This window comes from Lysinibacillus sp. LZ02, assembly GCF_050613145.1.
Classification (GTDB): domain Bacteria; phylum Bacillota; class Bacilli; order Bacillales_A; family Planococcaceae; genus Lysinibacillus_B.
The window spans coordinates 997,655-1,011,522 of the sequence record NZ_CP192507.1; the positions used below are offsets into that span (position 1 = coordinate 997,655).

Annotated in this window: 12 protein-coding genes; all 12 read left to right on the forward strand. The window is 39.4% G+C overall.

Features of this window, described 5'->3' with window-relative positions; genetic code table 11:
• Positions 1 to 8 precede the first annotated feature (8 nt).
• Entirely contained in the window at positions 9 to 2,174 is a 2,166-nt protein-coding gene (locus ACQQ2I_RS04520) for a penicillin-binding protein (RefSeq protein ID WP_431029390.1), read from the forward strand.
• Between the two features lie 90 nt (positions 2,175 to 2,264).
• Positions 2,265 to 4,184, forward strand: a complete 1,920-nt coding sequence (locus tag ACQQ2I_RS04525) for a penicillin-binding transpeptidase domain-containing protein (RefSeq protein WP_431029391.1) — start codon at positions 2,265 to 2,267, stop codon at positions 4,182 to 4,184.
• Between the two features lie 80 nt (positions 4,185 to 4,264).
• A complete protein-coding gene (gene mraY, locus ACQQ2I_RS04530) occupies positions 4,265 to 5,236 on the forward strand; it encodes a phospho-N-acetylmuramoyl-pentapeptide-transferase (RefSeq protein WP_431029392.1) in 972 nt (323 codons plus the stop codon).
• Entirely contained in the window at positions 5,236 to 6,588 is a 1,353-nt protein-coding gene (gene murD, locus ACQQ2I_RS04535; RefSeq protein ID WP_431030452.1) for a UDP-N-acetylmuramoyl-L-alanine--D-glutamate ligase, read from the forward strand. The genes mraY and murD overlap by 1 nt, the downstream gene beginning before the upstream one ends.
• 41 nt (positions 6,589 to 6,629) lie before the next feature.
• A complete protein-coding gene (locus ACQQ2I_RS04540) occupies positions 6,630 to 7,715 on the forward strand; it encodes an FtsW/RodA/SpoVE family cell cycle protein (protein ID WP_431029393.1) in 1,086 nt (361 codons plus the stop codon).
• A complete protein-coding gene (locus ACQQ2I_RS04545) occupies positions 7,703 to 8,527 on the forward strand; it encodes a cell division protein FtsQ/DivIB (RefSeq protein ID WP_431029394.1) in 825 nt (274 codons plus the stop codon). The genes ACQQ2I_RS04540 and ACQQ2I_RS04545 overlap by 13 nt, the downstream gene beginning before the upstream one ends.
• A complete protein-coding gene (locus tag ACQQ2I_RS04550; protein ID WP_431029395.1) occupies positions 8,505 to 9,233 on the forward strand; it encodes a DUF881 domain-containing protein in 729 nt (242 codons plus the stop codon). Before ACQQ2I_RS04545 ends, ACQQ2I_RS04550 begins: the two co-directional genes overlap by 23 nt.
• Positions 9,234 to 9,243: 10 nt before the next feature.
• Entirely contained in the window at positions 9,244 to 9,960 is a 717-nt protein-coding gene (locus ACQQ2I_RS04555; protein WP_431029396.1) for a DUF881 domain-containing protein, read from the forward strand.
• 3 nt (positions 9,961 to 9,963) lie between these two features.
• A complete protein-coding gene (locus ACQQ2I_RS04560) occupies positions 9,964 to 10,341 on the forward strand; it encodes a small basic family protein (RefSeq protein ID WP_431029397.1) in 378 nt (125 codons plus the stop codon).
• A gap of 89 nt (positions 10,342 to 10,430) precedes the next feature.
• On the forward strand, positions 10,431 to 11,717 hold the full coding sequence (gene ftsA / locus ACQQ2I_RS04565; RefSeq protein ID WP_431029398.1) for a cell division protein FtsA: 1,287 nt from the start codon (positions 10,431 to 10,433) through the stop codon (positions 11,715 to 11,717).
• A gap of 30 nt (positions 11,718 to 11,747) precedes the next feature.
• Complete coding sequence (gene ftsZ / locus ACQQ2I_RS04570) at positions 11,748 to 12,890, forward strand: cell division protein FtsZ (protein ID WP_391366336.1); 1,143 nt, start codon at positions 11,748 to 11,750, stop codon at positions 12,888 to 12,890.
• A gap of 159 nt (positions 12,891 to 13,049) precedes the next feature.
• On the forward strand, positions 13,050 to 13,856 hold the full coding sequence (locus tag ACQQ2I_RS04575) for a sigma-E processing peptidase SpoIIGA (RefSeq protein ID WP_431029399.1): 807 nt from the start codon (positions 13,050 to 13,052) through the stop codon (positions 13,854 to 13,856).
• Positions 13,857 to 13,868 lie beyond the last annotated feature (12 nt).

Sequence of the window (13,868 nt, forward strand, 5' to 3'; positions counted from 1 at the left end):
CCTTTCTAATGTTTTGTATATATGGAGGGCTCTTTTTCCTATTGTTTTGCCGATTCTTTTATATTCAAACAACGGGCGAAGTACTGGGGCATAATTTACAAGCCGAGGCGGCAAATAAATATGCACGTGAAACCGTATTAACGGCAGAACGCGGACGGATTTTAGATCGCAATGACAATGTCATTGCGGAAGATACGCTTAGTTATCGTTTAATTGCTGTGGTGCGTGAATCTGCTACAACGAATCCAGAAGAACCACGCCATGTGGTAGATCCCCGTGAAGCAGCACGGATTTTGGCTCAATATATTAGCTGGGATGAAGAGAAAATATATGCACAATTAACGAAAGATGGCGATCCACCACCGTATCAAGTTGAATTTGGTTCGGCTGGGCGAAACATTAGCCATGACGTAAAAGAGGCGATTGAAGAGCATGATTTGCCGGGCATTATTTTTGTGAGTGAAAAAAAACGGTATTATCCCAATGGTTCCTTTGCGGCCCATTTAATTGGTTATGCGGTAAAAGAAGAACAAAAAGATGGTACTTTTAAAACGGTCGGTCGAATGGGTCTTGAGAAAACGTATAACGAAGAATTGACTGGTGAAGACGGTAAAATCGTGTATGATAGTGATATTTTTGGTTATTTGTTAGCCAATAGTGAAAAGACAATCCAACCAGCAAAAGATGGTAATGATGTTTATTTAACGCTTGATAAGACAATTCAAAATTTTGTAGAAGACGCGATGAATCGTGCAGATGAACAATATAATCCTGAATCGATGGTAGCAGTAGTAGCTAATCCAAAGACAGGTGAAATACTAGCAATGTCAGAGCGGCCAACATTTAATCCAGATACACGTATAGGGATTGACACAAACTGGCTGAATGATGTGGTAGAAGAAGTATTAGAGCCTGGGTCAACGATGAAAATATTTACGCTAGCAGCAGCCGTGGATTCCGGTAATTGGCATCCAAATGCAAAATTTCAATCTGGTTCGTATACACTTTATGACCGCACAATTCGTGACCATAATAGTGTAGGATGGGGAACGATAACGTATTTAGAAGGCTTTCAACGCTCTTCTAATACAGCGATGGCACATATGTTGAAAATTATGGGTAGTGAGACGTATTTAGAATATGTAAATCGCTTTGGATTTGGGCAGAAGACAGGCATTAACTTGCCAAACGAAGCGACAGGTACCATTTTAACGAAAAACCCGATTGACCGCGTGACAACAACATACGGGCAAGGTTCAACCGTAACACCGATTCAATTAATGCAAGCGATGACAGCAATCGCGAATGACGGAAAAATGATGCAACCGTATGTTGTGGATAAAATTGTTGATTCGAATACAGGTGAAGTCACATATAATCAAGAACCTGTAGTAAAAGGTGAACCGATTTCTGCAGAGACAGCACAGCAAGTTCGGGAGATTTTAGCCTCAACCGTTACGTCAGAAAATGGGACAGCAAAGCGATATGCCATTGAAGGATATGAGGTAGCAGGAAAGACGGGAACGGCCCAAATCCCAAAAGAACGAGGTGCAGGATACTACTGGGGGAACCATCAATATATTTACTCATTTTTAGGTATGGTACCGGCTAATGATCCACAACTCATTATGTATGTAGCAGTGAAACGTCCGCAGATGAGTAACTCTATATCGGGAGCGGAGCCTGTTTCGCAAGTATTTAACTCTGTGATGGAAAATAGCTTAAAATATTTAAATATTAACCCTGATAATACAGTCGAAGCACAAATGGTAGCAGTGCCAAACGCGATAGAGCAAAATGCAGAGGCAGTTCAACTACAGTTAAGTAATGACGGTTTAATGCCGATTATTATTGGTGAAGGTGGGACGGTTATTGACCAATACCCAAAGGCAGACACACCTTTGTTAAAAGGGGGCATTGTCTTTTTAAAAACAGAAGGTGCGGTCACATTACCATCCTTTACAGGTTGGTCACTAAGAAATGTACTCGTCTATAAAACGATGTCGGATGTACCAATCGAAATCGTTGGTGAAGGCTATGTCTATAATCAAAGTGCTTCTGCTAATACGATTATCGTAGATTCTTCGCCGATTGTCGTAAAACTACGAACACCGGAAGAAAGTTATACGATTCAAGAATTACACGAAGAGGAAAATCCGTTACCACAAGATTAGTACTACGTTGAAGTGATTAATGATCGTATAGTTTGAATACACGCTTCGTTTATAACATAGGTTGTTATTAAAAACGGAGCGTGTTGTGGAATGAAATGGATTTTTAAACAAACGAGAGGGCGTTTAAAAATCATTATTATTTGTTTGTTATTGTATGGTTTTGCGGTACTAGCTCGGCTCTTTTATGTACAAATTATACAACATGAGGAACTCACAGAACTGGCTAAGGCAAACTGGGATAGGGAGATTCCATTCCAGGAAGAACGCGGTGATATTACAGATCGTAACGGAGAAGTAATTGTGACAAACAAACTTGCACCGACACTGTATTTTATGAATGCACAAAATCCAGACATCGACCTGGTTGCTAATCAACTGGCAGGAGTCCTAAATACAGATGAACAGGCATTGCTTGAAAAACTATCGAAAAGGGCTTATTTAACGAAGCTTGCACCTGAAGGGAAAAATATCACAACGGAACAAGCTGAAGAAATTCAAAAAATGCAAATTGATGGGCTTTATAGTGGTGTAGATTATGTCAGGCATTATCCGTACGGTACGCTATTAGCAAGGCTACTTGGCTTTACCGGATATGATGCGCAAGGATTAGCTGGTATCGAATATCAGTATAATCGTGTGTTAACAGGTGACCCTTCTGCCATTCGGCTATTTACAGATGCCAGAGGAAATGCCATGCCCCAAACGCAAGATGAATGGAGGCAAGGAGACGGCGGCGCAACAGTTGAATTAACCGTTGATGTGGCATTGCAGCAAGTCGTTGAACGCGAATTATCACAAGCGATGGAGCAATATAATGCAGATCAAGCGCTTGCCTTAGCGATGAATCCGAATACAGGCGAAATTTTAGCGATTGCTTCATATCCGACGTATGACCCAACGGCTTATCAAGAAGTAGATAAGTCCATTTATAATCGTAATTTACCGGTATTTATGACATATGAGCCTGGTTCCACATTTAAAATTATTACACTAAGTGCTGCGGTCGAAGAAAAGGTTGTGGACCTAAAAAAGGATACCTTTTATGACCGGGGTTTTACAATAGTAGAAGATACACGTCTGCGTTGTTGGAAACGAGAAGGACATGGTCATCAAACATTTTTAGAAGTAGTAGAAAATTCATGTAACCCAGGATTTATTGAAATGGGACAGCGAATTGGATCAGATAAGTTACTGGAGTACATTCATAAATTTGGTTTTGGTAAACAAACTGGCTCTAACATTGCTGGAGAAGCAAGCGGGATTTTGTTTTCAAAAGAAGGATTTGGTCCTGTTGAAAGTGCGACCACATCATTTGGTCAAGGTGTTTCAGTCACGCCCATTCAGCAAGTACAAGCGGTAGCTGCTGCCATCAATGGTGGGACGTTGTATACGCCTTATATTGTCTCGAGAGTACTAGATTCGAGCGGTGATGTATTGCTGGAAAACAAACCGACAGCTAAAGGGAAAGTAGTGAGCGAGGAAACATCGAAAATCGTACGTGAAGCGCTTGAATCTGTTGTAGCAAATGGCTCAGGTAGACAGGCATATCGGGATGGCTTACGTGTCGGAGGCAAAACAGGTACGGCACAAAAGGTTGAAAATGGTCGTTATAAAGACGGGGATTATATTGTGTCGTTTATCGGATTTGCGCCAGCAGACAATCCGGAGATTTTAGTCTATGTAGCAGTAGATTCACCAAAATCGCATTTACAATTCGGTAGCGTTATTGCAGCACCAATCGTAGGGCAAATCATTGAAGAAGCCGCATCGATTTTGCAAATTGAAAGTGCGGATGCAGAAAATCAATTGCCTAAAAAATATGTCTGGGGTGATGAGCTAACAGAGCGTGTTCCAGATTTTACCGGGCAAACAATGGAAGAAATTATTGAACAGCAATATGTGTACAGGATTGAATGGCATGGTGAAGGAAACGAAGTCATTGAACAATTACCAGAAGCAGGTGAACTAGTTAAACAAGACGGGATTATTCACTTATATTTATCGAATTAGTCCTTTCAAAATAGCGGTAAAACAACTATTATAGTGAAGGATGTTTACACATTTAATAGGATATTTAAAGGAGATTTCTTATGAATTTGGCAACAACGGCGACCATTTTAGCTACATCTTTTATTTTGACCGTTATTTTAGCGCCGATTGGTATTCCGATGCTACGGCGCCTAAAGTTTGGTCAAAGCATTCGGGAAGAAGGTCCACAATCGCATATGAAAAAAGCGGGAACGCCAACGATGGGTGGAATCATTTTTCTACTGTCCATCATTACAACAACGATTGTTTGTGGGCTTTTATTTAATGTATTTACAACACATACCGTTGTTTTACTGCTTGTTTTTGTAGGGTTTGGGCTAATAGGATTTTTAGATGACGGAATTAAAGTGATTTTTAAGCGGAATTTAGGGCTCACGTCATTACAAAAATTAATCGGGCAAATTGCGATTGCGATTGCAGCATTCCTGTTATTACGTTTAGGTACATTTGAGACGACGATTGCAATTCCCTTTACGGAGTTGCAGTTTGAACTCGGATCATTGTATATTGCCTTCTTAATCTTCTGGCTTGTTGGTTTCTCTAATGCAGTCAATTTAACCGATGGGCTAGACGGGCTCGTTGCAGGAACAGCATCAATTGCTTTTGCGGCATTTGGTGTGATTGCATTATTTAATGAGCAAACGGATATTGCACTATTTTCATTTGCCGTAACAGGCGCATTACTTGGATTTTTAGTTTTTAATGCGAACCCAGCAAAAGTGTTTATGGGGGATACAGGCTCCCTTGCATTAGGTGGCGCATTAGGCATGATTTCGGTATTAGTAAAGCAAGAGTTGTTATTGCTGCTGATTGGATTAGTGTTTGTCATCGAAACACTTTCCGTTATATTGCAGGTAGGGAGTTTTAAACTGCGTAAAAAGCGAATTTTTAAAATGAGTCCTATTCATCACCATTTCGAATTATCAGGATGGTCTGAATGGAAAGTTGTAATCGTATTTTGGTCAACAGGGCTTATTATGGCATTAATTGCAGTCTTATCGGAGGCGTTATGATGAAGGAGTATACAGCATTACAACATAAAAAAGTATTAGTACTTGGTTTAGCGAAAAGTGGTGTTGCAGCAGCAGAGCTTTTACATGAGTTAGGCGCATTTGTAACGGTAAATGATGCCAAACCATTTGATGCAAACCCTGAAGCACAAGGGTTATTAACAAAAGGGATTACGGTTATTTGTGGGCGCCACCCAGAGGATTTACTAGATGAAGGATTTGAACTCGTTGTAAAAAATCCGGGTATTCCATATAGTAACCCGATTATTGCCGATGCGATTCGTCGGGAGTTACCAGTAATTACAGAGATGGAACTTGCCTATTTAGTAAGTGAAGCACCATTTATTGGGATTACGGGTACAAATGGAAAAACGACAACAACGACATTAATCTTTGACATGCTTGAAAAAGGGAAGCTTCATCCGTTAATCGCAGGGAATATTGGAACGGTTGCCTGTGGTGTAGCGAAGGAGGCAACATTAGACAACGTCATCGTCACAGAGCTTTCATCATTCCAGTTAATGGGGACACGTACATTTAAGCCGCGCATTGCGATTTTAACGAATTTGTACGATGCACATCTTGATTATCACGGCACGTTTGAAGAATATGCGAATGCAAAGTTTGGTGTAACGCGTAATCAAACGGCGGAAGATTTCTTTATCTTCAATAATGACCAAGAAGTGGTGCGCCAATATGCGGCGCAATCGAACTCACAGAAAATACCATTTACAACAAATGGTCGTGCGGAAGAAGGAATTAGTGCCGATGAGCAAGTCATTTACTGGAACGGAGAGCCTATTTTAAACCGTGATGAAATTGCATTGCCTGGGAAGCATAATTTAGAAAACATTTTATGTGCAGTAGCTGCTTGCTTGCTACATGGTTGTGAGATAGAAGCAATTAAAGACGTACTGGCAACATTCGCTGGTGTTCGTCATCGCTCTCAATTTGTACGTGATTGGAAGGGGCGCAAAATTTACAACGATTCGAAAGCAACAAACTGCCTAGCCACAAAGAGTGCATTAGATGCATTTAACAAACCGACTATACTGCTTGCAGGTGGATTAGATCGCGGTCATTCATTTGAAGAGTTACGGGAATCAATGGGGGATGTAAAGGCGGTTGTAGCCTTCGGTGAAACGGGCTTACGCTTTATCGAATTCGCGAAATCTTGTGGTGTTAAAGAAACGGTTGCAGCAACAAATGTAGAAGATGCCGTTGTCTACGCAGCCAACCTTTCAACAGAAGGGGACGTTATTTTATTATCACCTGCATGTGCGAGTTGGGACCAATATGATAGTTTTGAGATTCGCGGAGATGTATTTATCGATTGTGTGATGAAGTTAACTTAATACTGTAGGAAAGGATTTTTTCGCTGATTTTATATAGACGTTTGTTTGTAGGAAGTGCGCTGTTACTGACGTTAATTGGTATAGTCTTTATTTATTCAGCGAGTGCCTATTGGAGTGAAGTACATTATGCAGATGATTTGCCGTTTTACGTCAAGCAGATGATGTATTTTGCATTAGCCCTTGTTTGTTTTACGATTGTGAGTCGTAGCAAGTGGTTACTAGATGAAAAATGGTGGTTTCTGCTATATGTACTCTCCATTGTTTTATTAATCGCTGTACTAATTCCTGGGATTGGTGTATGGCGAAATGGCTCACGAAGCTGGCTAGGTATTGGACCATTGACATTCCAGCCAGCTGAGTTTGTCAAAATTACAACACTCGTATATTTAAGTATCGTTCTTGCGAAGTGGAAACGTGGCGAACGCATTATTAAGCTAAAACATTTTATCGTTTTGCTATTACCGATTGCTCTTATTATGATGCAACCGGATTTTGGGTCAGCCTTTATTTTAATTGTTGCTACATTTATCCTATTTTTCATCGCAAATTATCCAATCAAGTTTTATGCACTATGTATTATGCTTGGTATAACAGGAATTGTTGTGTTAATTTTGTCTGCACCATACCGACTTGCCCGTATTCAATCATTTTTAGATCCGTGGCAAGATCCTTTAGGTAAGGGATTTCAGGCAGTTCAATCGTTAATGGCCATTGGACCTGCTGGATTATTCGGACATGGTTTTTTAAAAAGTAGACAAAAATACTTATATTTACCAGAGCCGCAAAACGATTTCATTTTTTCAATTTTGTTAGAAGAAACGGGTTTCATAGGTGGACTTTGTATTGTATGTATTTTTGCGTGCTTTTTATATAGTGGGTATAAATTAGCTACTCATGCCATCTACGTACGCCATTTTTATATCATTAGTGCACTTGTTTCAATGATTGCTGTACAGGCTGCCTTAAATATAGGGGTAGTCATTGGACTGCTACCTGTTACAGGGGTCACACTGCCTTTTATTAGTTATGGTGGTACATCATTAATGATTTTATGGCTTACAGTTGGAATTATCTACTTATTTGGAGCTACGACAGAGGAAGAGAGAGGAGCAGCATGGAAAAAGTAATTGACTTGGAAGATCGCATACCAACATTTCGGCAAAAACGACGAAAAAGAACGAACTTTAAATTTATATTATTAACGACTATTTTCCTCTTCCTTTTGCTCCTGCTTTTGTATTTTCAATCGCCATATAGCGAAGTGAAAACAATTGATATTTCAGGACATACACTAGTCGATCGTACATATTATGAGGAATTGTCTGAAATAAAATTAGGAGACTCCATGTGGGGGATTGATGGTAAGGAAATCGAAGCTAAAATGGAAGCACTTGATTGGGTGAAAAAAGTAAGTGTACAACGGAAATGGCTAACAACTGTCGTGATTGAAATTGAAGAATGGAAAAAAGTAGCCTATTTAGCAAAAGATAATACATTTTATCCAATGCTCGAAAATGGTGTTTTATATGAAGAAGCAAATGAATTGTTGCCGATCGATGCCCCCATTTTCTTGGCATTTAATGATGAAGATTTGCGTAAGCGGCTATTAAAAGAATTAGCAAAGCTAAAACCGGAAGTGCTCGCACTCATTTCGCAAATTAATGCGACTTCTTCTGCTTCAGATCCTTATGCGATTACATTATTTATGAATGATGGCTATGAAGTGCGAGCAGATATTACATCACTTGCGAGTAAGTTGAATTATTATCCTTCTATTATTGCACAAATTGAAAATGAAGAACAATTTGAAAAGGGGATTATTGATATCGAAGTAGGGTCATACTATCGACCGTATACAGAGGAATACACAGCCATTAACTTCGAAGAAGATGTAGGAGAACAGGATGTGATGGAAGATGAAGAACAATCCTCACAATAAAAGGAATGTGCTTTGGAATCGAAAATATTTTGTGATTTTAGTCGTCTGTATTATTACGGGCTTTATCATAGGATACTCCTATAATTTATCAAAAGATAATCGCCAGACAGGTTCGGTTTCTAGTCTTTATGTGCAACAAGGTGACACCTATCGTGAAGAGCTCATTGCACAGCAAGAACGCAATAAAGAGCTTGCAGAGGAATTAGATACACTGCTTCAAACGATCCGAAACTATGAAAAAGAATTTGCAACAAATGAAGGGCAATACGAATCGTTAGTAGAAGAGGCCGAACGATTACGTATTCTATTAGGTGAACTGCCTGCGGTGGGGGAAGGCATAGCGATTACATTACGTGATAATGCTTATACGGGCATGACGAATCCGAATGATTATATTGTACACGAAAGCCATATATTTTCTGTCATTAACGAGTTGAAAATCTCTGGTGCAGAAGCGATTGCGATTAATGGACACCGATTAAAAACAAATTCGTATATAAGTTGCAATGGACCTGTTATTACGATTGATGGAAGTCAGTATCCAGCGCCGTTTGTTGTGGAAGCAGTTGGGAATCGAGAAACATTAACTGCGGCGCTTGAAATTGAAGGTGGGGTAGTAGACCAGCTATTAAGTGATCATATCGTCGTAACGGTAGAAAAGAAAGAACAAGTCTTGATGCCTTCTATTGCGAAAGGGAATTCTTAGGAGGTATTAGATGACGAAGAAAATGTATATTCATATTACAATTATTTCTTTCATTATCGGATTGATGCTTGCAGTTCAATACAATACGGTTCAAAGCCCTGAAAAAAAAGAAACGACCGATGTTTGGGAAATTCGTCAAGATTTATCAGATGAAAAGAAGCTGCATTCAGAGTTGTTGACTAACATTAGACAAGCTCAGGATATCGTTCGTAAATATGAGGATAAAGAGCTAGGTAATCCCGAGGCCATTTTAGCGCAGACCGTAGAAGATTTACAAGAAGCGGCAGGTCTTAAAGAAGCAACAGGTCCAGGAATAACGATTAGCATTACCCCTTCACCTGAATTAATAGCATTCGGTTATGAAATAAGTGAAATCTCACCATCATTGTTAATTCGTCTCGTGAATGATATTTATCGTTATAAAGGACACTATATTGAATTAAATGGACAACGGGTTATTCATTCTTCCGCTATTCGTGATATTAACGGAAAAACAACGGTCGGTAGCGTACCTATTGGAAAAACGAACGTTGAGATGGTTGTGATTACAGAAACGGAAGAAGAAGCTGCAAAGTTGTACAACCATTTAATGGCATCGTCATTTATGGATGAATTTTTCATTGATAATATGATGCTAACGGTAGAGCAACCAGAAGCTACACTGACAGTTCGTGCAACAGATATGGATATTCGTAACACCTATTTAACAGAACATAAAGGGGATTAGAATATGTGGTTACCACTACTAGGATTAATTTTAGGGATTGCACTTGGCATCTTAACCGATATTCAAATTCCTGCTGTGTATGAAAATTATTTATCCATTGCGGTACTTGCGGCGCTTGATACAATGTTTGGTGGCATTCGTGCACAGTTGCAGCAAGTATACGATGATAAGGTATTTATTTCAGGCTTTTTCTTCAATATTGCGCTTGCGGCAGGGCTTGCCTTTTTAGGGGTACATATAGGAGTAGACTTGTATTTAGCAGCGATTTTTGCCTTTGGTGTACGCCTGTTTCAAAATATCGCAGTCATTCGTAGGATTTTAATTACAAAATGGGAAGAATATAGAATAAAAAAGCGTGAAAATTCATCAAAATCACGTTAAAATTTGATTACAAGTAGTGATTTACTTAGACATTACTCAGATTTTACAATAGAATTAAAAGTAGAAGTATTTTAAGGAGGTGCAGCGAGTTGAATCATCAAGATATATATATTTCGCTAGATATTGGTTCATCTTCTATTAAAGTATTAATAGGTGAAATGAGTGATAGACAATTACACGTAATTGGCGTCGGACAAATAAAATCAAACGGCATTCGTAGGGGTGCAATTGTAGATATAGATGCAACTGTACAATCAATAAAAAAAGCAGTTGAACAAGCAGAAAGAATGACTGGTTTAACGATTGAAGAAGTCGTACTCGGTGTACCAGCAAATCAAACGGTATTACAATCAGTCAAAGGTGTAGTCGCTGTAAATGGAGATGGTCGTGAAATCTCAGATGATGATTTGGCACGTGTACTGGAATCAGCGCAAAGTATGGTAACACCACCAGAAAAAGAAATCGTTAATTTAATTCCAAAACGGTTTACAGTCGACCTATTATCTGAAATTAAAGACCCCCGCGGTATGATAGGGACACGCTTAGAAGTAGATGCCACAATGATTATGACATCGAAAACATTGCTCCATAATGTACTGCGATGTGTAGAGCGTGCCGGTCTAAAAGTGCGAGAAATTTATTTACAACCATTAGCGGCAGGTTATTATGCTTTAACAGAAGATGAAAAAAATCAAGGGACTGCCTATATCGATTTAGGTGGTGGTTCAACAACAATCGCTGTCTTTGAAGATGGATTATTAACACATACCGGAGTAGTAGGGATGGGTGGCGACCAAATTACGAAGGATTTATCCATTGTACTGGAAACATCAACGGAACAAGCAGAGAACATAAAAAAACAATATGGTCATGCGTTTTTTGACGATGCATCAGATGAACAATTATTTGAAGTTCAAGTAGATGGGACAAGTGCGACAGAGCAATATAGCCAACGTTACATTGCAGAAATTATCGGAGCTCGTGTTGAAGAAATTTTGGAGTATGTATTAGATGAGCTATCTCGACTCGGTGTTCGTGATTTACCAGGTGGGGTTGTATTAACAGGAGGTGTAGCGCAGCTAGAAGGTGTAGGACAAGTCGCTCGCCAAGTGATGCAACTTCGTGTACGTATACATACACCAGATTATATTGGTGTACGTGACCCTAGTTTCACAACAGCGGTAGGATTAATTCGTTATGCGCATTCAGATGATGAATTTTACGGTAGGAGCTCAGAAATACAACTTGTTTCTGGACCCACTCAATCACCTCCTCCTAAAAAACAATCTAATGCAACTGAGAAAAAAGTCGATCACAAGTCCACAACGACTATTATTGACAAAGCAAAAAAATTCTTTAACAACTTTTTCGAGTGACGATAAAGATATAGAGCAGGAGGAGACAAAATGTTAGAGTTTGATACAAGTTATGATCAAGGCGCGGTCATTAAAGTAATCGGTGTTGGTGGTGGCGGAAACAACGCTGTTAACCGAATGATTGAACATGGCGTGCAAGGTGTCGATTTTATAGCGGTAAATACAGATGCACAAGCATTAGAGCATTCTAAAGCACAATATAAACTGCAAATTGGTGGTAAATTGACACGCGGTCTCGGAGCGGGTGCAAATCCTGAAGTAGGGAAAAAAGCAGCAGAAGAGAGTCGTGAGCAATTAGAAGAAGTACTACGCGGTGCAGATATGGTGTTTGTAACGGCAGGTATGGGTGGCGGTACTGGAACAGGTGCTGCGCCAGTAATCGCTCAAATCTCACGTGATTTAGGTGCGTTAACGGTCGGTGTTGTAACTCGTCCGTTCACATTTGAAGGTCGTAAACGCCAAACGCAAGCGATTGGTGGGATTTCTAACTTAAAAGAAGCAGTTGATACGTTAATCGTCATTCCGAATGATAAGTTATTACAAATCGTTGATAAATCAACACCGATGCTTGAAGCATTCCGTGAAGCAGATAACGTACTTCGACAAGGTGTACAAGGGATTTCAGATTTAATCGCAACACCTGGTCTCATCAATCTTGACTTTGCTGATGTGAAAACAATCATGTCTGATAAAGGTTCTGCTTTAATGGGAATCGGTATTGCAACAGGAGAAAACCGTGCAACAGAAGCGGCAAAAAAAGCTATTTCAAGTCCATTGCTTGAAACGTCAATTGATGGTGCTAAAGGCGTTATTATGAATATTACAGGTGGTTCGAATTTATCGCTATACGAAGTACAGGAAGCAGCAGACATCGTAGCCTCGGCTTCCGATGAAGAAGTAAACATGATTTTCGGTTCTGTCATCAATGAGAACTTAAATGATGAAATTATCGTAACTGTAATTGCTACAGGTTTTTCAGACGATATTATTCCAGCTGGTTCGTCATCGCCACGTCAAACACTTGGACTTGGGGGACGTACAGCTACTGCTCAACCAGTGCAACAAGTGCGTCATGAACCTGTTCAACAAGAACCGGTTCGCCAAGTATCATCTCAAGATGATCAATTAGATATTCCGACATTTTTACGTAATCGTCGTAATCGCAATCAATAGTTTACTAGCCTACAAGATTTTATGCTTGTGGGCTTTTTATTTTGTCTGAAAATGTCACATTACTACTGATTTTGTAAAGTAATTTCTAGAAAATCATTCACTGTTTTGACAAATTGCTCAATTCCTTCGTGGTACTGTATGGCTAGGAGGTTTTTTTGCATGGCTGGAGAATGGCTGCTTGTTGTAAACACGATTTATAATTATCTGTTGCTCTCCTTTACACAAACGATTACAAATGTTCGGGTAACGAAGATAAAATTATGGATTATGGCAACGCTCAGTAGTTTAATAGGAATACTGTTGTTTCCTTCCATAATCGGCGTCTTTATAAGTTTTTTTATCTTATTACTTGCATTCCCTATACAAACATTGTTGTTTAGGCAGGCTTTTGTATTATTTATCGCAACGCTTGTAGTTGGAGGTCTTTTAACGGCTATTCAATCATATGCTAGCAGTAAATACAACATGCTTGTATTGTGGGTTGCGTTTGCTGCACTTATTCTTTTTTTTCTTGTTCGACACTATAGGTTACAGTGGATTTTTCGACAAAATACATTCCATACATCATGCACATTGCAGTTTTTAGGAAAGTCTATTACATTACCTGCCTTTATTGATACGGGAAATACGTGTATTGAGCCAATTAGTGCACTGCCTGTTCATTTTGTATCGTTACCAGCTGTTAAGCAACAATTAGCTACAGATTTTGTACATGCGCTGACAAGTTGGAAACAAGATCAGCCATATGAACTTGACATGTTTTCGAAGGATGTACAGAAACGATTGCGTGTAGTACCGATTCAAACGGTACAAGGTGATACGCTCGCACTCGCTTTTCGATTAGAGACACTTACGATTGGTGAGCAAACATTTTACGATCATTATATTGTCTTTACAGCAAAAGATGCTAAGTTTCCAAGACAAGTAGATGTTATTCTCCATGTGTCTATGCTTCCTATCACATAAAAAAGGGGGACA